The 19,302-nt window shown below is 34.5% G+C and carries 21 protein-coding genes, 3 pseudogenes and 1 riboswitch; of the genes and pseudogenes, 11 read left to right on the forward strand and 13 right to left on the reverse strand.

Translation table 11 applies throughout. The annotated features are described in order from the left end of the window. Nucleotides 1–178 precede the first annotated feature (178 nt). From DN392_RS25115 to DN392_RS25125, 3 genes are all read right to left on the reverse strand, one after another. The gene (locus tag DN392_RS25115) at nt 179–1,321 is read right to left on the reverse strand and encodes an MFS transporter (protein ID WP_016134876.1); all 1,143 of its coding nucleotides are present in this window, start codon (nt 1,319–1,321) and stop codon (nt 179–181) included. Nucleotides 1,322–1,383: 62 nt separating this feature from the next. After that, nucleotides 1,384–1,980, reverse strand: coding sequence for a TetR/AcrR family transcriptional regulator (locus DN392_RS25120; RefSeq protein WP_088091622.1), 597 nt, complete (start codon nt 1,978–1,980; stop codon nt 1,384–1,386). A gap of 281 nt (nt 1,981–2,261) precedes the next feature. Beyond that, nucleotides 2,262–3,026, reverse strand: coding sequence for an SDR family oxidoreductase (locus tag DN392_RS25125; protein WP_048566095.1), 765 nt, complete (start codon nt 3,024–3,026; stop codon nt 2,262–2,264). Nucleotides 3,027–3,195: 169 nt separating this feature from the next. On the opposite strand from DN392_RS25125, the gene DN392_RS25130 reads away from it, so the two are divergent. Continuing rightward, complete coding sequence (locus DN392_RS25130; protein WP_071742269.1) at nt 3,196–3,636, forward strand: Lrp/AsnC family transcriptional regulator; 441 nt, start codon at nt 3,196–3,198, stop codon at nt 3,634–3,636. A 115-nt stretch (nt 3,637–3,751) separates the two neighbouring features. On the opposite strand, the gene DN392_RS25135 is transcribed toward DN392_RS25130, so the two are convergent. Both DN392_RS25135 and DN392_RS25140 read right to left on the reverse strand, forming a co-directional pair. Then, entirely contained in the window at nt 3,752–4,957 is a 1,206-nt protein-coding gene (locus DN392_RS25135) for a M20 family metallopeptidase (protein WP_000501378.1), read from the reverse strand. 88 nt (nt 4,958–5,045) lie between these two features. Continuing rightward, nucleotides 5,046–5,148, reverse strand: a riboswitch (SAM riboswitch). A 75-nt stretch (nt 5,149–5,223) separates the two neighbouring features. Further along, the gene (locus DN392_RS25140; protein WP_061671973.1) at nt 5,224–7,533 is read right to left on the reverse strand and encodes an AAA domain-containing protein; all 2,310 of its coding nucleotides are present in this window, start codon (nt 7,531–7,533) and stop codon (nt 5,224–5,226) included. 111 nt (nt 7,534–7,644) lie between these two features. On the opposite strand from DN392_RS25140, the gene DN392_RS25145 reads away from it, so the two are divergent. Beyond that, on the forward strand, nt 7,645–8,037 hold the full coding sequence (locus DN392_RS25145) for a VOC family protein (protein ID WP_001145261.1): 393 nt from the start codon (nt 7,645–7,647) through the stop codon (nt 8,035–8,037). A 69-nt stretch (nt 8,038–8,106) separates the two neighbouring features. Then, nucleotides 8,107–8,427, forward strand: coding sequence for a hypothetical protein (locus DN392_RS25150; protein ID WP_001098754.1), 321 nt, complete (start codon nt 8,107–8,109; stop codon nt 8,425–8,427). A 334-nt stretch (nt 8,428–8,761) separates the two neighbouring features. On the opposite strand, the gene DN392_RS25155 is transcribed toward DN392_RS25150, so the two are convergent. From DN392_RS25155 to DN392_RS25165, 3 genes are read right to left on the reverse strand one after another with little or no spacing between them, the layout of a single operon-like run. Then, nucleotides 8,762–9,238: a small multi-drug export protein gene (locus DN392_RS25155; protein ID WP_064460024.1), complete on the reverse strand. Its 477-nt coding sequence runs from the start codon at nt 9,236–9,238 to the stop codon at nt 8,762–8,764. Between the two features lie 18 nt (nt 9,239–9,256). Next, the gene (locus DN392_RS25160) at nt 9,257–9,691 is read right to left on the reverse strand and encodes a hypothetical protein (RefSeq protein ID WP_149238112.1); all 435 of its coding nucleotides are present in this window, start codon (nt 9,689–9,691) and stop codon (nt 9,257–9,259) included. Beyond that, nucleotides 9,688–9,900, reverse strand: coding sequence for a helix-turn-helix transcriptional regulator (locus DN392_RS25165; protein ID WP_000599740.1), 213 nt, complete (start codon nt 9,898–9,900; stop codon nt 9,688–9,690). Before DN392_RS25165 ends, DN392_RS25160 begins: the two co-directional genes overlap by 4 nt. 492 nt (nt 9,901–10,392) lie before the next feature. Here DN392_RS25165 and DN392_RS25170 point away from each other — a divergent pair, with 492 nt between their 5' ends. Next, nucleotides 10,393–10,713 carry a hypothetical protein gene (locus tag DN392_RS25170; RefSeq protein WP_000826364.1) on the forward strand — a complete coding sequence of 107 codons (321 nt, stop codon included), beginning with the start codon at nt 10,393–10,395 and terminating at the stop codon, nt 10,711–10,713. 432 nt (nt 10,714–11,145) lie between these two features. Here the strand turns inward: DN392_RS25170 and DN392_RS25175 are convergent, their stop codons facing one another. Further along, a complete protein-coding gene (locus tag DN392_RS25175; RefSeq protein ID WP_064460026.1) occupies nt 11,146–12,000 on the reverse strand; it encodes a hypothetical protein in 855 nt (284 codons plus the stop codon). Nucleotides 12,001–12,244: 244 nt separating this feature from the next. Next, nucleotides 12,245–12,586 (reverse strand): hypothetical protein, encoded by a 342-nt coding sequence (locus DN392_RS25180; RefSeq protein ID WP_001256766.1) that lies wholly within the window; start codon nt 12,584–12,586, stop codon nt 12,245–12,247. Nucleotides 12,587–12,911: 325 nt separating this feature from the next. Here DN392_RS25180 and DN392_RS25185 point away from each other — a divergent pair, with 325 nt between their 5' ends. Both DN392_RS25185 and DN392_RS25190 read left to right on the forward strand, forming a co-directional pair. Then, complete coding sequence (locus tag DN392_RS25185; RefSeq protein WP_088321549.1) at nt 12,912–13,352, forward strand: hypothetical protein; 441 nt, start codon at nt 12,912–12,914, stop codon at nt 13,350–13,352. Between the two features lie 137 nt (nt 13,353–13,489). Beyond that, nucleotides 13,490–13,594, forward strand: a pseudogene (locus tag DN392_RS25190) (IS6 family transposase); the annotation flags it as partial. A gap of 29 nt (nt 13,595–13,623) precedes the next feature. Here the strand turns inward: DN392_RS25190 and DN392_RS25195 are convergent. After that, nucleotides 13,624–14,163 (reverse strand): hypothetical protein, encoded by a 540-nt coding sequence (locus DN392_RS25195; RefSeq protein WP_064460027.1) that lies wholly within the window; start codon nt 14,161–14,163, stop codon nt 13,624–13,626. 50 nt (nt 14,164–14,213) lie between these two features. Beyond that, entirely contained in the window at nt 14,214–14,456 is a 243-nt protein-coding gene (locus tag DN392_RS25200) for a hypothetical protein (RefSeq protein ID WP_001045664.1), read from the reverse strand. 517 nt (nt 14,457–14,973) lie between these two features. Here DN392_RS25200 and DN392_RS25205 point away from each other — a divergent pair. Next, nucleotides 14,974–15,681 (forward strand): annotated as a pseudogene (locus DN392_RS25205) (IS6 family transposase). 248 nt (nt 15,682–15,929) lie between these two features. Here DN392_RS25205 and DN392_RS25210 read toward each other — a convergent pair. Continuing rightward, nucleotides 15,930–16,739, reverse strand: a complete 810-nt coding sequence (locus DN392_RS25210; RefSeq protein ID WP_074650762.1) for a hypothetical protein — start codon at nt 16,737–16,739, stop codon at nt 15,930–15,932. A gap of 404 nt (nt 16,740–17,143) precedes the next feature. On the opposite strand from DN392_RS25210, the pseudogene DN392_RS30970 reads away from it, so the two are divergent. From DN392_RS30970 to DN392_RS25230, 4 genes and pseudogenes are all read left to right on the forward strand, one after another. Then, nucleotides 17,144–17,441 (forward strand): annotated as a pseudogene (locus tag DN392_RS30970) (hypothetical protein). 163 nt (nt 17,442–17,604) lie between these two features. After that, entirely contained in the window at nt 17,605–17,916 is a 312-nt protein-coding gene (locus DN392_RS25220; RefSeq protein ID WP_000541005.1) for a hypothetical protein, read from the forward strand. A 415-nt stretch (nt 17,917–18,331) separates the two neighbouring features. Next, nucleotides 18,332–18,862: a hypothetical protein gene (locus tag DN392_RS30975; RefSeq protein WP_000800119.1), complete on the forward strand. Its 531-nt coding sequence runs from the start codon at nt 18,332–18,334 to the stop codon at nt 18,860–18,862. Nucleotides 18,863–19,009: 147 nt separating this feature from the next. After that, nucleotides 19,010–19,285 carry a hypothetical protein gene (locus tag DN392_RS25230; protein WP_001176332.1) on the forward strand — a complete coding sequence of 92 codons (276 nt, stop codon included), beginning with the start codon at nt 19,010–19,012 and terminating at the stop codon, nt 19,283–19,285. Nucleotides 19,286–19,302 lie beyond the last annotated feature (17 nt).

Consider the following 19,302-nt stretch of genomic DNA (forward strand, 5'->3'; position numbering starts at 1 on the left):
ATATATTAAGAAAAAATATCCTACTAACTAGAGAGGTAACATTAGAATTATTACTATAAATTTCCGGGTGCATATTTCATAAAAATCAAGTTCAAAAATAGTCCTTTAAGTTGATGGATGTGTGGTACTACCAAGCTAGTAATGTGTTGCTCCCCCATATAAAGAAATTTTAAACATCTTAATCTACCTTTCCTTTATGTAAATATGGGAATAACGAAATTACCCCAAGGATAGCTAAACAAGCTCCAATCCATAGCGGAGATACAAAACCATATCCTTTACTGATCCCAAGACCACCAAGTGACGAACCAATAACAATACCTAGCGTAATAAAAGAACTATGAACGGTATTTATCATTATTCCATTACTAGCTGTTTTCATCACCCTCGCAACCATAGCTGGATTCAATGCTACACCAGTTAAACCAATAAAAATCGTAGAAATAACTGCAATGTATTTATTCTCTGCACTTAAAGCAAATAAAGACAACGCTATGATTAATATAATTAATCCACCCATAAGTATTTTCATTGTAAATTTATCAGCGAACTTGCCAATTATTATATTCCCAATTACCGTCGCACTACCATAGAGAGCAAGTAAATATGGAATACTTGCACTTGAAAAGCCTGTGACATTTGTAAAGATCGGAGTGAAATAACTAAATGCTGCAAACGTACCACCAATAATGAACATACTTGTTACGTACGCTGCCCAAAGATGAATATTCTTAAATCGCAGAAGTTCGTCTTTCCAATTTAATTGCTCTTTATTTGAAGATGATGGTAACAACCGTTGAATCATAAGCCCTGATACTAGCACAAGAACAGAAACAGCCCCAAAACTAATACGCCAGCCAAAAGATTGGGAAATAACGGTTGTTATAGGTAAACCTAATACAGTTGCGAACATTAAACCTGCAAGTACAATTGATGCAGCTTTTCCCCTTGAATCAGAGTGAACCAATGTCGCAGAAAAGGAAATCGCAACTCCAAAAGCTGAAGCTGAAGCAATACCAGTTATAATACGTGAAATCATCATAATATCATAGTTCCAAGCAATAGCTCCGAGCGATTGACCAATTAAAAATACGAACATTAAAAACAATAATGCTTGTTTGCTGCGCATTCGTAAGAGGATTGCAGTTAAAATGGGGCCTCCTATTACCATTGCTCCTGCATAAGCTGAAATTAAATACCCAATAGATGATACAGAAACCTGGAATGCAAGAGCAAGTTCATTCATCATACCTGCAACCATAAATTCTGATGTAGTCATACAAAAGATTGCTAAAGCTAATAAATAAATAATCGATGGCATAAAAACACTCCTTATTCATTATTGTAATGATTGGTACAAAAATAGTGCGAAAAAAGAGCGCACTAAGCGCCACAAATAGACTCTATTGTTCCTTTGATAACTTGTTCAGACAACACCCGATTTTGCATCGATACATTAAGAACACGGAATCCGTAATAACTGCTTAAAAGCAGACTAGCTAATTCCTCAGCTGATTGCTCCTTTGAAATTTCACCTGTTTGCAATCCTTCCTCCATCACTGTTACAATAGCTTGTTTAAGAAGTTCAACATGCTTCGAGAAAATTTCTTGTACCATTAAATCGTTTTTAGCACGTTCTATACTGGCATTAATCAATAAACATCCTTTTTGATCAACATTCTGAAAGTCTTCTTTCAATGCCCATTCAAAAAAATTACTTAATCGTTCTTTAACTGGAATTGGAGTATGTAACAATTTCCTTTGTTCCTTAATCCCAATTTCATGGTAGCGTTCTAATACTTGTTTATACAGTTCATGTTTACTACCGAAAGTATTGTATAAACTTCCTTTTCCAAGTCCTGTATCACTGCATAAATCTTGTGTAGAACACCCTTCATATCCTCTTAACCAAAATGTTTTCATTGCAACATCTACAATTGAGGAATAATCAAACTCTCGAGGTCTGCCGCGTTTATTCACCCGTATCCTCCTCTCATTTTAAAGATAACATGAATAGAATACCCTTTTTGTACCACGCGGTCAATAATTTTGTTTTATTGTTACTGTAAAATAAAATTTGATTATGTTAGATTACGAATAATTAAAAATAGACCCCTTATTCAAGTTGTCTAGCGAAAAAATCACGTTTTAATAGGCTTCTTTAGCATGCCTACCTTTCTATAAATTACTAGCTATGAAACAAGGATCGTTTCATAACTAGTAATTTACTTGATTAGCTTGATGGGTATGGCGTAGTGCCCCTATAAACAAAATCCTCCAGAAACATCTAAAATCTGCCCCGTTACCCAGCGGCTATCAGAAGAAGCAAGAAATGCTACTGCATCTGCAATATCTTCAACTTTCCCTATTCGTCCGAACACAGATGAATTCGCAGCAAAATTTCGTATTTCCGGATCATCTAGCAATTTTGCATTGATATCTGTCTTCGTATATCCAGGCATAATTGTATTCACTGTTATCCCTCTTTCTCCAAGATGTTTAGCTAGAGGCAGTGTCATCGTATTTAATGCACCTTTACTTAAGCCGTATGCAATGGAACCTGTAAAACCAAGTCGTACTTCAGCTGATGAAACGTTAATAACGCGCCCCTCTGCTCGTAGTAACGGTAATGTTTGCTGAATTAAGAAGAATGGTGCTTTCATATTTACAGACATAATTTCATCAAAAACTTCTTCTGTCGTATTTTCAATTGTTCCTTGTGTACCTATCCCTGCATTGTTTACTAAAATATCAATCTCTGATGTACCAACTCTTATTTGTAATTCATTCTTCAATTGTTCTACTAGCTTTTTAACACCTTCAATTGAATTAAGATCAGCTTCAATTAAGAATGCCTTTCCTCCATTAGATTCAATCTCACGAATTGTTTCATCTGCAGCTGCCTTATTTCGTCCGTAGTGAATCGCAACTAATGCACCGTCGTTTGCCAATCTCATCGCAATCGCACGACCAATTCCTCGACTCGCCCCTGTTACTAACGCTACTTTTCCATCAAGATTCTTCATTTTTTCCATCCTTCCTAAATTTCCGTTTGATAAAAACCTATACTTATATTTTCATGCAAACACCAATCATTTTAAATATAGATTTATAGGTAATTCAGTTCGTTTACTTATGATATTATAGTTATAATTCGTAATTTACTTTAGAAAATAAAAACAAGGAGGCTACACAATGCAAAACGCTGTAAAACTGGATGAAATCGACCATAAAATAATGAACTTGTTGTATGAAAATGCGAGAATTTCTGTTTCAGAAATAGGACGAATTATATCCATGACGCAACCTGCTGTAAAAGAGCGTATTAATAAACTTGAGGATCAAGGTGTTATAGCGGCTTACCGAACGAAATTTGAGCCTTCTAAAATTAATAAGAACATTCAAGCATTCATCATGTTTAAAACGAGCCAATGCTCTGATTTTATCCAATTTTGTAATGCCGCTCCTGAAGTAATAGATTTATATCGAATTAGCGGGGAGTTTAATTATATGATGAAGGTCATGAGCGATTCGATGGATTCTCTCGCTACATTTTTAGACTCTTTAATGCAATTCGGATTATCATCTCCTTTAATTGTTTTAAAAAGTGAGTTTGAGGAGAAATTGTCGTTCTGATAAAGGAATAAGAGAATTGACATCTCAATGTGAAAATGAACACTTTATTTAAATTGACAGGCACCAGCTTTCCCAAAAAAGAAAAAGGAGTGGATCATCCACTCCTTTTAATCACCTACCCCTGATTTCTCTGCGCCTCTCTAAACTCCTCCTTCACCTTCTCTAACAACCCTTCTTCTGTAATTAATCGATACGCTGTATTTGCTAGTGCTTTTGCGGATGTAATTAATGCTTTATCTCCAAGTTCTGAACGTGCTGCTTCTCTAAATTCATTCGTATGCGCAATTAAATCGTCTGGACCGATTTTAATGTACGGATGAATGGTCGGTACGACTTGGCTTACGTTTCCTGCGTCTGTTGAGCCGATGCCAAATCTTTCTTTACGATTTACGTCTTCACCTTGTAATTCTAATTCTTCGGCTACGACGTCATTAAATGTTTTTGTTACGAGTAGTTCATCGATTTCATTTTGGAATTGATGAATTTTCACTTTCGTACCTGTTGCTAGCGCTGCTCCTTGTGCGATGTTTCTTACTTTTTCTGTTACTTCTGCACATCTTTTTCTCGTTGCTGCACGGATGAAGAACCTTGCTGCTGCGTAGTCTGGAATAATATTCGGCGCTTTTCCGCCCTCAGTAATCACGCCATGAATTTTCACATCTGACGGAAGTTGTTGGCGAAGTGCGTTAATACTGTTGTACAGCTGGATGATCGCATCTAATGCGTTAATTCCTTCTTCTGGTGAAGCTGCGGCATGAGCTGTTTTTCCGTAAAAATGAAAATCAAGTGGATCGACTGCTAGTGAAGGACTCGTTGTCGCTGTCTTTCCGCTCGGATGAATCATAAGCGCCGCATCAACATCTTTAAATAAACCTGCTTTTACATAACTCGATTTTGCGCTACCGTTTGGCCCGCCTTCTTCTGCTGGCGTTCCGAATACGACAACTTCCCCGCCAATTTCTTCAAGCGTTTCTGATAATGCGATCGCTGCTGCAACGCTAATTGTGCCAATTAAATTGTGACCACACGCATGACCAAGTCCTGGTAAAGCGTCATACTCAGCTAAAAATGCGATGACCGGTCCTTGTTTTCCTGAACTTTTGCGCGCGATAAAACCTGTTTCATGTCCAGCTATATTGTGCTGCAGCTGAAACCCTGCGCTTCCTAATAATAAACTTAACGTTCTTGATGCATAAAACTCTTGATTACCAATCTCCGGATTCGCATGAATATCGTGACTTGTTTCTATGTACTTTTCCTTATTTCTTTCTATACTCTCTTCAATTGTTTTTCTTTGTGACGTTACTCCTGTCGCTCCCATTTTTCTTCCTCCTTTTATTTTCACGTAAAAAAGCCTCTTTCTAAAAGATAGAAAGAGGCTTCTGTATATACAGTCAAAATGAGCTTCTTTCTTATCTTTCAAGTTACCTTGCTGGAATTGGCACAGTATTCATAAAAGAATCCGCTGCCGAGGTGTCATAGGGCCAGTCCCTCAACCTCTCGTGATAAGAATTTTCATAAGATTATATTAAATTACATTCATTCTATGTTCATTCCGATTAAAAGTCAAGGAATTCCTATCCGAATTTACCGAATATCTAAAAATCCTTTTAACACACCAATTGTTTCCGGTGCTTGTAATCTTGCACATACGTACGGAAATTCCATACTACCTTCAAATATCATTTGTGATGTGAGCGGTGCGCCTGCCCAAAAGATTTCATCATCGATTACGATAAACGGGAATGCTTTATTTTGCCTTTGTAACTTTACATTTTTTAATGGAACTGGTCCATCACTATACACTGTTATTTGCGCATTTGTACGCATTAACGCTTGCCATACTCGCTTATCCACTTGTTTTGTGCTTGGAAGTGAAATAATAATTTTTCGTTTTGCGGCCAAAATATCTTTCAATAGTCCTTTCGGCTCTTCAAGATTCATTTCCATAAACCAACGTAAACGTTTCGAAATTTTCCGTTCCCACAATTGTCTTGATGTCGTACGATCATACACATCTCCGTGTCGTTCTATATGAGCTGTTAATTGTGATAACGCTTGTTTTCTCGATAAGTTTTTACGCATATAATGGCAATCTGATAATTGAATGAACTTCCCTCTCGCTCTCGTTACTGCAACGTTGACGAGGCGATGGTTTTTATGGTCAAAGAATAACACGCCAGGTCGTTCTTGCGGATAACTATCAACCGTATCAAAAATCATCATATCTCTTTCAGACCCTTGAAACTTATGAACCGTCGCCGCTAAAACTGGTATGTTTTGATATTTCGTTCTCTGCAACATTTCTCTAATACACGTTGATAAAAAGCGGGATTGTGCCCTGTAAGGTGTAACAACACCAATCGATTGAACACCATCTAACAGCCCGATTAACATCATTTGCATCGCTACTAAACCAGACATAATGTTAAATCGAGAACCAGAAGCAGCGTCCTTTAACGAAAAGGCTCCCATTAAGCTCGTATCAAATAAAACACTTGCCTCATTTGCGAACGGTTGTAGTTTCGCAAGTTCTTTACGTTCTGAAACAGACGGATGATCGTATACTCTATTTTTATAAATAAATGAGTTTGTAAACTTCGATATATCCGCATGCATACGTCTTTGTTCCTGCAGCATAAATAGGTTCGGATGTGCTTCTGATTTATTGACAGAATCAACAATCCCTGCATGGTAAAACATATCTTCCCCAAGCCATTTTCGAACGAGTTCATGGTTCGCCATCGCAATTGGAGGTAACTGTAAAAAGTCCCCACAAACGACGATACGTTTTCCAAGTGAAGCAGCTAATGCAATTTGCGGAACATATGCCATACTCACTTCATCTACGACAACTAAATCAAATGTACGCTCATAAATAAGTGAATCAATGGCACATTTCGATAAAGTTGCGCCGATTACTTTTGCATTTTCAATATATTCTTTTTCTACTTCTTTAATTTTCGCTTTTTGCTTTCGAAGATCACTTTCAATCTCTTGTATACGCTTCTTATCAGCAGAAGTCGCTTTATATGATAAAATCTTTTCACGAAGATCTTGTCGTGTTTCCTCTAAATAGAGTCTTTCTTCTCCCCATGATCCGTTCGTCGTTTCAACTAGCTTCGACGTAAGTAATGTTTCATGATTTCGTATATGTTCATGTTGACTATAACCGTAACGAACAATTTCGCCAGGTGTCCATTTCTTTTTCTTCTCAATTTGCTTCGTTACTTCACTCATTAATACGTCTACTGCCGCGTTACTATGAGCTAATACAAGTACCGATTTTCCTTTTTGATAATGAGCCGAAATAATACGTGATAAATTGTAAGACTTCCCTGTTCCAGGTGGTCCCCACACGTACGTTGTCGGATTGTAAAATGAACGATACGCCAATTCATTTTTCGGATTTTTCATCTTCTCAATATGTTTTGGACTGCTCGTCCCATCAACAAGACGCTTTATACGACTACGTTTTAGCTTATCTTTATGTGCCTCTTTCAATCGCTCTTGTAGTTGCTCTAACAATTGCCACGGTTCACTGTATAAAACAGCTTCTCGTATTTCACCTTGTATATAATCATTTAATTTCAGTTCTATTTCTAATCCATGTACAGATAATACTTCTCCTGTCGCTTCCTCACCATCAAACTCAATCCGAATTGGTGAACCTTCCGGTAAGCTTACTTCCGATATGAGCTGAAATACGTATACTGTACTTTCATAATCTGTATATAAAAAACGACCGTTCATGATAGAAATTTTACTACCACCTATCGTTTTCCAATGTTTAATTTCATACGCTAATGCATAATGCCACTCTTTCATCGTTGCCGATAATGAAGGAGTTTGAGTAGGTGTATTCATCGTATAATCTCCTTCCTTCTCCCCAAACATACTTTCTCACTATACCATATAACACGCTAAAATTTGTAAGGTTTTTATCTTGCTTATTTTCTTAATTTTCAATAACATGTTGTATATAATTTTCAGAAAGAAGGGATCTACATGCCAGTTAGAAGAATTGAACACATCGGTCTTATGGTCGCAAACTTAGAAACATCTATTTCATTTTATGAAGAAGTAGTTGGCTTACAGCTCATTAAACGTATGGGTCACCCGAATCCAGACTTAAAACTCGCTTTTTTAGGTGTAGAAGAATCGAAGGAAACGATACTCGAACTCATTGAAGGCTACAACTCTTCTCTTCCGGCAGAAGGAAAAGTACATCACATTTGCTTTAAAGTGGATTCATTAGAGGATGAAATCGAAAGAATACAGAAACACGGCGTAACCTTCCTACTAGGAGAGGAAATTGAAACATTACCAGATGGAACACGTTACATATTTTTCGCGGGTCCTGATGGAGAGTGGATTGAGTTTTTTGAGACGGAGAGATAAAACGAAGCTTTAGTCAGCCCACAATTAACGGGATCATAACTTTATGATCAACATAAGGAGTAGAAACTGATGAATACAGTTTTTATTATCGTTTTTTGGGCACTTATACTATTTCCACTTCTTTATATAATCCTAATAAAGAAGTGGAATATAAAAGTAGCTGCTTTATTTGTTGGAAGGATTCTATTAAGTATTTTCTATTTCATAAATGGAATGGTGTTAGGACTGCAACGAAATTGGGTAGAACCTCCCTATGAAACAGAATGGGATTTCTTTATAAAGTCTTTATTACACAGTAAAACTGATGCATTTATACACTTGTTACTTCTCATTATTATCATTACCTTGGATTTAGCCATTACATTTTATTATATTAATAAAAAGAAATAGGATATTCTCTCCTATTTCTTTTCTTAATGTGATGCTACCCCATGCCCATCAACCTAAGAAAAGCAAATACCCCAAAACGAGAAAATTGACATCTTCAGATGAAAATGTACAATTTTTTTGTTTTGGGGATGCTTCAAAATATTAGCTTGGTAGCAATGTGTCTCTACCCATATAAGTTCGTGAGCTACGGTACTATGACCATATCATACAGCTATTTGAGTGTTTAAATGTTTTTGGTCAGAGCTTTTGTCTTGATATTATATGAACTCACTTGATTACTCCATAATTTTTGGGTAGTGAACGATTTTAGATTACCTAAAATCATCATGATATCCTAAATAATATTTAAAAAGCTAAGCCCATACATCGCAGCAACTGTAAAAATGACTGTCCATACTGCTAGACTGACCGTCATCCAACTTATGACGTGTGTCCGGTTAGATCCAAATGTTAAAGCTAATACGGCTGCAATATCAGTTCCTACGAGAATTGGAGCTAGAAGAGCCAAACCTGGAACACCATATCGATCCCATATTTTTCTTGATCGGGTTTCTTTTTTAGAAGGTGTTGTTATACCTTTTTTTTGTTTTCTTGCTGCTTGCCATTTTGCATACTGTTTAAAGAAAAAACCGAGTAATAGAACCAAGATAAGATTTCCTGCAAATGCTGTTACTCCTACTGCAAATGGTTGTAATCCCCATGCGATACCAAGTGGTACAACAATTGATACATCCATCCATGGGGCAAATGCTAAAAGAAATAACACTACATATTGCCATAATGCCCCCGCATTTTGAGCCCACTCCACCATATTGTTTCATCCCCTTTGTTAAATACGATTTAAAATAAAAATAGTGGTTAACCAATAGACAATATATTGACCTGCACCTAGTAAACCAATGCACAATAATGGAACAAAATTATGTTGAGAAAAGAGAAAGCAAATCCCTGCCGTTACTGGAAGCGCAATGCTATAGTAAATATACACATTTCGGCAAGCCTTATAGGTTACCCACTGCTGCCCTTCATCTATTTCACGAAATTCGGATGATATAAAACCAAATAGCCTAATCTTATCATGAGGATTCTTTCGGTTATAAATCCTTGTGAGAATGAGCCATAAAAAAGTAACCGTCACTAAAATCCCGAAACATAACTTAGCTAAAATGACTTGTGTATTCATAAGAGAAAATAGTAAAAATGCAATAATCAACACAAATATACTGGCCCCTATAAGTGGAGATCTTAAAACCTGTTTTATCATAATCGTTCCTCTCCCTTTAAATAAAAAACCTCTTCTACGGTAACTTGAAATACAGCAGCTAATTTTAACGCCATAGTGACAGATGGAGAATAATCACCTTTTTCTATTAATCCAATTGTCTGCCTTGTGACCCCAATTGCATCGGCCAAGTCTTGCTGAGTCCATCTAAATCGTGCTCGTAATTCTCTAACTCTGTTTTCTAGTATCATAATTCCCCTTTCCTCATTTACAATTACTGTAATTGTAAATGATTACTAACAAAATGTAAACAATCATTTGCATTATGTAATGAATAATTGCTAAACACGACATAAATTACCCTTATGTTAAAAAGGGGTACAGCCGAGATACGTGTAAAAATAGGTCATAGTGATACATTTTTTTCCAGACGTTATTTTTCAGAGACATTTGTAACATAAACGCGTTCGTTATTGTTACGTTTTGTGTTTGAAAATATGAAATATCCTAATTGTTGAACTAGCTGTAACAAAATACTGTATCAAAAATAATTCGTAACATTATTAGTAAAACAGCTTTTTGTTACACCGAAATCTGATAATGGAAATAAAATATAGCCCATAACCTTAAATTACACGCATCTCGACTGAACCCTTTTTTATTTGAATTTAACATAATATTACGATGTAAAATTTTTTTATTTGCTGTAATATTAGGAAGGGATTACTTAAAGGAGTAGACAGATGAAAAGATTAAACAATACAACTTTTGGGGTTGCCGTAGGAGCAAATTTCATATTTTGTATAGCTTTGTATATTTATTTTACTTATCATTATGAACTTATTTATATTCACCCTGGTGAACCATATTTAGATACTGGACGTGATCTCACATATATAATTTATGCCTTAATGCTCCCATTAGTTATCGCCATTATTTCTTCAACTATGGCATTGAAAAAAAATAAAGATCACGCAAAATTGTTGGTTCCTAATATACACTTTTCCGTAATATTTTTGATATTCACTACCGCCTGGTTTCTTTTTATGTGTATTTATGGTTAAGCGCTACAAGTCTTAACATTAAATGATATGGTGCCCCCTTATAGGTAGTTACTTTGAGAAGTCAGCTAATTTTTTTCGTTTTGGCTTTTATTTTTCGTAAGTTGATGGGCATGTGGGCGGTACCCTTTATTGTAAAAAGACAACAAAGTTATTAAATTTTTAAACCTAAAACAAGCATAACCCCGTTCTAAATTTAGGACGGGGTTAAAATATAGTTTTTTAATTTTCGATATAAGATACTTAACTTTACTCAAAAATATAACAATAAAGTCGTTTGAAAATCTAAGGTTTATTCAAAAATAGCGCCCAATTGTTGAAGAAGATTCATTCTATCCCCTTAAGTCCCCAATATTTTTTAGGGAAAATAATTATTTCGTCTACATAATTAAATAAGCGATTGGACTTTGGGATAATTCAACCTAAAGTTCTATTTTATATTTTTTTTGCTGCATAATCACCATAAAAGTAAGTGTTCTCTAACTCACCGTATTTAGGAGAAGCAATTATAGTGTATTTACCATTTTCATCAACTTCAAACAAAGCTACATTATTATATTCCGATCCCCCATTTGAATCATCTACTAACATATCTATGTTGTATATCCCTTTTGTTAATACTCCACTTTTTTGAAAGTCCTCAATTAGATCTTGGGCCTTTGGAATAGTTTTAGACATGTCAAATTTAAATAGAAAATTTACTACACCTAAATACCTGACATTATAATTTTCACGTCGGGGGTCACTTGGTATTAATGTAGGTAAAAGTTTAGTAGTATCTATCTTTTGGGTCTTTTTAAAATCATCAAGTAGTTCTTGAGAATAAATTATATTAAACTCAAGGTTGTCGTAAGGAAATATATAAACAGGACCATTCTCTACCGAAATAAATTTATTAGGATATTTCACTAATCCATATTTTTTTATGATTTGTTCAATTACTTGAACTACTTCTGGATGTTGCTCAATATATGCACCCTTGAATTGTTCAAGATAGATATCGTCACTGTCATCATTTAAAATTTTCCAAGTACCTCTTTCAATCATTAGAAACGGATAAGCACGATATGGCTTTTTCATTTCTACATAAGTTTGATGGTCAACCCCTTGAAACCAATAATTATCTGTCTCAACAACAGAAAACCCACCTTGTATTCCATAGTTTGTTTTTAAATATTCTTGTATTGGTTGATTCAGATCATCTTTAGAGAAACTAGAGAAACATCCACTAAGAATTAGGATTGGTGTACTTACTAAGATAACTTGAATCAATCTTTTAGTACTCTTCATTTTTTTACCCTACATTTCTAAAATTTTAATAATATTATAACATTCCCATTCAACTAAACTGCCAGGTTGGCTAAAGTCCACTTCTTTACATTCTTAACGAAACAATTAATAAAATCACTTCATAATCTGGCCTAATTACTGAATAAAATGACCGGTATTTTTAAAACAACTTTATTATCTCTGTACATTTATAGAACTTCTATTTCTTCATGTCGGTAAGGTAATTCAAGCTCAAGTAAGATTATTACTTAAATAACATTTGTAAATGGACAGGCTCAGTAAACAGTATATAAATTGTTAAAATATCACTCATACCTGTTAAAACAAACAAAGCGAGGGATATTATAATATTAATCCCTGCGTAGCCTCCTTCGTCTTGTAAAGCATATGCTATCAAGCCGAAGACCAAAGACATAAAAAGGAGAGTCATCTGTAAAATATCCAGTCCAACGGTTAATTTCACATCAGCTGGAGTGAAATCACCAACAGTATAATTGTATTTACCATATGTAGATAGCAGGATCCAACAAACAAGAAACAAAATTAGACAGCTTGATGCTATGGTGTTGTACTTCTTAGAACGCATATATCTTCCCTCTTATCCTTATAAAATAAATCAAAAAACAAAAAGCACTATTATGAAAGGAATGTTATCCTTCACAAGCACTTCTTGTTTAATGTTAACAAATATTAACAATCATTACGAATGTTTTTTAGCAGGCGGAAGTAAAATCGCATTGCCATCAAACTAAGATTTTGAAGTACCCCCTAAATGAAAATTTTCTTTCTCTATAGTTAGTTATTTTGAGAAGTCAGCTCATTTTTTCGTTTTGCTTTCCCCGTAGTATCATGTTATCCTTTAATGAGGGAATAAATGGAATTTTCACTTAAACATGTAAGGTTGGTTTTAGATGATAAAGAAATTTACTAGAGTAGTATTAATTGCAGTTATGCCAATTGGTCTTATTACCGGTTGTGGCACTACTGAAAAAGCTGAGGCACAAGAGCCGAAAGCAGACTATTGGGATTACTCATATGGTCGTGCGGGTATTTTAGTAAGCGGCAAAGCGAAAGAGCGTCAACAATACGAGATTGGGTATATTGACGATAATATGTTAATTGGAATCAATGAAAACATTGAGGACTGTATTACTTTAGACAATAAAGATGAAGCTGGTTACATTTGGAAACAAATAGAGCGCGGATCTATTATTGAAGTGCAATACGGTAAAGACCGCAACGAAATCGTAGGCGTACAATTAGTAGGAGATCGTGAGCTATTCGAAATTAGTGACAAGCTAGATCGAAATACGATAAACGAGATCGTTGGAAAAGTTAAAGGTAATTTGTAATAAATACATATCGACACCAGAACGAGTATATGATTTATTTGAAAGTCGATTCCTTATTTGAGATAAGGAATCGACTTTTTATAATTATCTTTTTTGTAAGTTGTTTTTCCAAAAATAATAGCTATTATCAATGGCTTTTTTTTAAGAAAGCTTTGCAATCTGTTCATGTTCCAAAACCCAGTGTGATTACAGTAGACAAAAATCAGGCCTATCCTATAGCGATTGAGAGTCGTAAAAGGGAGATTTCACACCGATTTCTCCCTTTTACAATTTACTTGAAAAATAAATATCCCTTATAAGTGTCTATATAAATGCGCCCGTCTTCTTTTTCTTTTACTTCGCCACCAAAATTTTTTATCCAATCAACCAAGCCTCGATTGTTTTCTGTAACGTTTTCTTTTACAAATAGATATGAATTAATTGATTTATAAGATGTATAGTTAGTTAAAATTATTTGGCTAAGATAAATAGGAGTATCCGAATTTGGAGTCTCCTGAATTATATATGGAGATGGGAGAATGTTATCATTGTTAATATATACATAATATTTAGGTTGATTAATTGCCCATTTTAGCCATATTACTTGAACTATTATGATAATTATGGTTACCGTTTTTTGTGTTTTTTTGAAGTTTTGTCCTGGGAAAGAGTAGTAAATGAAAGTGGGAATAGCAAATAAACTAACCCAAGCTACCCATTTGTCTATTAGTGCACCATTTATCCAGAAGATAAATCCTAATGCTTTTATGAATAAAAATAAAAAAACAAGACTTGTGAAAATTATTGATAAATAGTATATTTTCTTTTTCATTGTTTTCTCCCCTAAATATATTTTTACAAAACGAATATAAAAAGAGTATTTTAAAAAGTGTATAGCATATAGATGTAAAGCCCAAAATAGTAACCTAAATTAAATATTGCAAGCATAACGCGTTGGTAAGTCTTACTGGCTCCAGCTGAAAATAAAACGCCTATAAGTGGTGCAAATAAACCAATTTTCCAAAAGATATTTGCTGATCCACCTATCTCTAATGTATCCTCATTTATTATAGTTAAAAGAGCGTAGGGTACACACAATAAAGATAATATAGCCCATTTGTTCAAAGTGCCACCTCTTTTCAATTTTTTAATATGAATAGTATATTAATTATATATATTAAAGTTTCGTTTGAGAAATTTCCACTTTAATAGGGGTACGGCACATGCCCATCAACTTAAAATTTTGAAATACCCCAAAACGAAAATTTTGTGTATTATGCTCGTTTTTATTGTTTTGAGGTAACCCATCCTTTTTAGCTTGATAGCGATGGGGTGCTACCCCATATAAAAATATAGTTATAGAAAAAGAGAGATTGGATTCCTTTTGAGAGTACGGATCCGCTTTTTTCTTGCTACTGATAATGAGACACTATATGGGTGTTTTTGCCCATCCCCCGAAAAGGTGGAGTAAGACAGAATATACCAATTATTCATTAGGAAAAATAATACTTGAATGGGAGTTCAATATAAATTATTTAAATTAAAGTGGTGGTTCTGGTGCAAAAACTCCAAAATCCTTGCAAGTAATCTCCTAATCTTGGACATACTGATAGTATAACTCTAAAAAAGGTGCGTGATCAGTATGGAAAAGGAAAATCCGTTTAAATGGAAGCACTATCAGACTGATATTATCTTATTAACGGTAAGATGATACCTACGGTACAACCTAAGCTTTCGTGATTTGGTGGAAATGATGGAGGAACGGGGCTTATCTATTTCTCATACCACGATTATGCGTTGGGTTCATCAGTATGGTCCTGAATTGGACAAACGAATTCGTCGTCACCTCAAGCAAACCAATGACTCTTGGAGAGTCGATGAAACATATATCAAAGTTAAAGGGCAATGGATGTACCTGTACCGTGCTGTTGATTCGAAAGGAAACACAATCGATTTTTATCTAAGCAAAACAAGAGACCAAAAGGCTGCAAAGCGATTCTTCAAGAAAGCTTTGCGGTCTTTCCATGCCTCTAAACTTCGTGTGATTACAGTTGATAAAAATCCAGCTTATCCAATAGCCATAGAAAAATTGAAGGAAGAAAAAAAGATGCCACTAGGCATCCAAATCAGGCAGATAAAATATCTGAATAACATTGTGGAACAAGATCATCGTTTTATTAAGAAACGAGTACGCTCTATGCTAGGATTCAAATGTTTTGACACAGCTACATCCATTCTTTCTGGAGTAGAAGCCATGCATATGATTAAAAAAGAATAGGTTGATTTACAGGATCAGTCTGTCCAAAATCAGAAAGAATTCATCCATCAATTGTTTGGACTTGCAACATAAGATATGATTCCGTTAGGAATCTATGCGCTTTATTATCTTTTATTCTATTTTTGCACCAGAGCCTTGCATAATATAGCTGGTTTTTTTATTTCTTTAAAAATGGATGGCCGTTTTTTTTTGTATACTCAAAAAGGAAAGGGCTGCTCATAAGTCGGTTTCACTTTTTAAACCATGAGGACTTTTTCAGTGCCTCCTCTTCCTTGTGGGAAGTCGACCCTTTTTTAAAACACAACAATTGACGTATTTTATCAAGAATCTACAGTTGTTTTTAATATTTCGAATTTCCCTTGTTTATCCACGGTAAACATGACATTATTATTACGACTGTCCGTTCCTCCTATGGTTGTTTCATTAGGGCTGGAATACATGGTCACAACAGCTATCTTATAAATGCCCTCTGTTAGCACGTGGCTCTTTTCAAAATCATCCATAATACTTTGAGCATTGGGAACAGTTTCACTATTTTTGTAGGTATTGTAATAGTAATTAAAATTGATAACTCCTGTATAATTAGCATGATCTCTAGGTTTACTATCTTTTAACATTTTCATTATATTGTCAGTGTTTATTTTTTGATCACGTTTGAAATTTTCAATTAATTCCTTTTCTTTTTCTTTATCTATATGTATATCTAAATAGTAATAGAAATTTGGTTTATTTTTACGATAGGAGAATTCACTTAATAAGTTATACTTTTTTATTATCTTATCGGATTGTTTCAAAACATCACGATGTTGTTCAACATAAGCTCCTTTAAATATTTCTAGAAAAACATCATCGCTTCCATTTTTAACTATTTCATATGATTCTTTGTCTACAAGTAAATAAGCAAGAGTGCGGTATGGTTTTTTTATTTCCACGTAAGTCTGTTGATGAGAAGCTCCAAACCCACTATCAGTAGAAAGAATTTTAAAATCCCCATTCTTTATCCCGTAGTTTTCGGACAAATAATCTCCTATTGGTTTTTCTAATAGTTTTGTGTCTATAGAGCAACCACTTAATAGGAATAGTAGTATGCTCAGTAATGAGATAAAAACAGTTACTTTTGGTTTCCTCATTCAAGTTCTCCCTTTTCTATTATATACTTCATACAATCATAGTTGGGATTTTTGCCCATCCCTTATTTAAATCTCCCTATGTTCATTTTTCATTCTTACCCTTCCTTAAACTACATTTTACCATTTTTAAAGATAAAAAAGGGACTCTCTTGTGAGAAGTCGTTCCTTATTTAAAACACAATAATCGTTGTATTAGGGGGCAACATACATCGCCATCAACTTAAGAATTTTCACTACCCCTAAGTACAAAAAAACGTTATTTTTTCTTATTCCCTCTTTTCGGGAGATGGACATGTATGGTGAGGCCTCTTATGTTTTTTGTTTAGTGAACAGATAAGCCATTCTAAAATTACTGTATGCAGACGTAAATACAGCCATTTGTAAAAAAGTCATGGAGGGATATTATGTTAAATTTTTATGTAACACTGTTTCTTATATTCGGCACTGCAATATTCTTATTTTTTAAGTCTGGTTCACCAAAAATTAAGGCTAAAAACCTATCGTTGATAATGGTCTGTTTAGGGATAAATCTACTCACAAGTCCAATGGCTTTTTTTTATAGGCGGGATGGCAACAGCCCCTCCAGATAGTACTGCACTTGATTTTTAGGGAGGATTTCTCTTCATTCAGGGAATACCGCTTCTCATACTACTTGCAGCTTTTTTGAAGTTGGCACTAGCAAAGAAAACAAAACAAATATAGAAGCATATAATGAATAGGTGGATTCCTTGTGAGAGTAGGGATCCACTTTTTTCTTGCTATCAATAATGTTACGTTATGTTAACTTTATATGCATATCCTATTCATCCAAATGTACACAAAATAGGCCTTGCTAATGGTACAATTAGGATAACGGAGGAATATTATGGGATATCTTAATCAGCTTTATGTAATACTGTATTTTATAATCGGCCTTGCAGTATTCTCATTCTTCAATTCTGATTCACCGAAAACTAAGGATAAAAATCTAACATTCATAATGGTCAGTTTAGGGGTAAATCTATGCACAATTCCAGTGGGTTTATTTATAGGTGTGATGGCAACAGACTCTCCATATAGTACTGAACTTGATTTTTGGGGAGGATTTCTCTTTATTCAGGGAATACCGCTCCTCCTACTACTTGTAGCTTTGATATGGTGGTTTATCCGCAAGGGCAAAGAAAAAATCGACACATAGAATTTTAAAATGACTTCCGCTAACGATAAGTATGTAAAGGGGTATCGCCACATGCCCATCAAGCTAAAGTTTTATTGCACCCCCCAGAACGAAATTTTGTACTAACTTGTAACAAAATGCTCATTTTTTCGTTTTGAGGTATTTGCATTTCTTAGCTTGATGGTGATGGGGGGTACCCCTACTAGAAAGATTGTCTCCGCGTGAACGTGAAGAACTTGAAAAAATAAAAAAAAGAAGCAATGAAAGAACCACCGGATTTCTTTGAATATATTCAGCCTACCGAAAAAGATAATAAATGATACATAATGCCTCGAATAGAATATTTATCAAATTGATAACATATGTATCCCTTTCTATTTTTACAGAAATTGTAATATCATAAGTGTATGCATATAGAAGAGGAGGCATAGTTTCTATGAAAAATGTTAAGTTTTATGGGTTGATTCTAGCATTCATCTTGCTACTGGCAGCTTGTAGTAGTAATTCCTTTGAAGATTATACATCAAAAGCTGATAAGAACATTAAGGATAAAAAATATAGCGAAGCTATTAAGAATTATCAAGAGGCTTTGAAGTTGAAGGATGATAAGAAGATTAAAAGTAAGTTAGAACAAACCGAAAATTTAAAGAAAGCGCAAGATGCTTTTGATAAGCATGAAATCGGGAAAGCTATGAATAATGTTCAAAAGGCAAAATGTGATGAAAATAAAGAATTAACAAAGCAAGCAAATGCATTGCAAGGTGAGATTCAACAAGAATTTTTAGCTACATTTAATAAGTTGAACATGAATGATATTACTGGCGATGTAAAAGAAGCCCGTAAATCTTTAGATGATCTTATGGCTTGGATACAACAATCTGACCTATTAAAATCTCAAAAGGATTTTGTTGATACGTTACCTGAAAAAGAAGCAAGTATCTCTAAACTAGAGGAAAGTAAAAAATAAAGAAAAGAGGTTGCCTAAAAGTAACTATTCAGCGACTTTTGAGACAACCTCTTCTTTTTATTATGGATTTTTAAGAAAGTTTAGAATAAAATAAAAATACGGTCACCTACCTATTATTCACTAATGAAAAGAAAAGGAGGTAGCGAAATGCAACTGAAGTATGGGAAGCACATTAATATATTATCTATTGTTCTAACTTTGTTCTCTTTTTCCGTAATTGTAAGTTTCTCTACCTGGTTGAGTGGATATTCAATTCCCAATCTTTCTACAATGCTTAAGGTAACAATGTTGAGTGCATTTATTCTTGGAATTATAGGGTTTAGACAAGAGAAAAGCGCACTAGCGATTATCATTATGGGAATATGTGCCTTTGCTCTAGTCGTTCTATATACTTATGCGGTTATAAGTTTTCTTGAGCATTAAACACCATGAAAAAGAAA

This window comes from Bacillus sp. BB51/4 (genome assembly GCF_008368845.1).
In the GTDB taxonomy this organism is placed as follows: Bacteria; Bacillota; Bacilli; order Bacillales; family Bacillaceae_G; genus Bacillus_A; species Bacillus_A wiedmannii.

Excerpts from the sequence above, each read along its gene's own strand:
- DN392_RS25115 (WP_016134876.1), bottom strand. The coding sequence starts at position 1,321 with ATGCCATCGATTATTTATTTATTAGCTTTAGCAATCTTTTGTATGACT.
- DN392_RS25125 (WP_048566095.1), bottom strand. The coding sequence starts at position 3,026 with ATGAAGAATCTTGATGGAAAAGTAGCGTTAGTAACAGGGGCGAGTCGA.
- DN392_RS25130 (WP_071742269.1), top strand. The coding sequence starts at position 3,196 with ATGCAAAACGCTGTAAAACTGGATGAAATCGACCATAAAATAATGAAC.
- DN392_RS25135 (WP_000501378.1), bottom strand. The coding sequence starts at position 4,957 with ATGGGAGCGACAGGAGTAACGTCACAAAGAAAAACAATTGAAGAGAGT.
- DN392_RS25140 (WP_061671973.1), bottom strand. The coding sequence starts at position 7,533 with ATGTTTGGGGAGAAGGAAGGAGATTATACGATGAATACACCTACTCAA.
- DN392_RS25145 (WP_001145261.1), top strand. The coding sequence starts at position 7,645 with ATGCCAGTTAGAAGAATTGAACACATCGGTCTTATGGTCGCAAACTTA.
- DN392_RS25150 (WP_001098754.1), top strand. The coding sequence starts at position 8,107 with ATGAATACAGTTTTTATTATCGTTTTTTGGGCACTTATACTATTTCCA.
- DN392_RS25155 (WP_064460024.1), bottom strand. The coding sequence starts at position 9,238 with ATGGTGGAGTGGGCTCAAAATGCGGGGGCATTATGGCAATATGTAGTG.
- DN392_RS25160 (WP_149238112.1), bottom strand. The coding sequence starts at position 9,691 with ATGATAAAACAGGTTTTAAGATCTCCACTTATAGGGGCCAGTATATTT.
- DN392_RS25165 (WP_000599740.1), bottom strand. The coding sequence starts at position 9,900 with ATGATACTAGAAAACAGAGTTAGAGAATTACGAGCACGATTTAGATGG.
- DN392_RS25170 (WP_000826364.1), top strand. The coding sequence starts at position 10,393 with ATGAAAAGATTAAACAATACAACTTTTGGGGTTGCCGTAGGAGCAAAT.
- DN392_RS25175 (WP_064460026.1), bottom strand. The coding sequence starts at position 12,000 with ATGAAGAGTACTAAAAGATTGATTCAAGTTATCTTAGTAAGTACACCA.
- DN392_RS25180 (WP_001256766.1), bottom strand. The coding sequence starts at position 12,586 with ATGCGTTCTAAGAAGTACAACACCATAGCATCAAGCTGTCTAATTTTG.
- DN392_RS25185 (WP_088321549.1), top strand. The coding sequence starts at position 12,912 with ATGATAAAGAAATTTACTAGAGTAGTATTAATTGCAGTTATGCCAATT.
- DN392_RS25195 (WP_064460027.1), bottom strand. The coding sequence starts at position 14,163 with ATGAAAAAGAAAATATACTATTTATCAATAATTTTCACAAGTCTTGTT.
- DN392_RS25210 (WP_074650762.1), bottom strand. The coding sequence starts at position 16,739 with ATGAGGAAACCAAAAGTAACTGTTTTTATCTCATTACTGAGCATACTA.
- DN392_RS25220 (WP_000541005.1), top strand. The coding sequence starts at position 17,605 with ATGGGATATCTTAATCAGCTTTATGTAATACTGTATTTTATAATCGGC.
- DN392_RS30975 (WP_000800119.1), top strand. The coding sequence starts at position 18,332 with ATGAAAAATGTTAAGTTTTATGGGTTGATTCTAGCATTCATCTTGCTA.
- DN392_RS25230 (WP_001176332.1), top strand. The coding sequence starts at position 19,010 with ATGCAACTGAAGTATGGGAAGCACATTAATATATTATCTATTGTTCTA.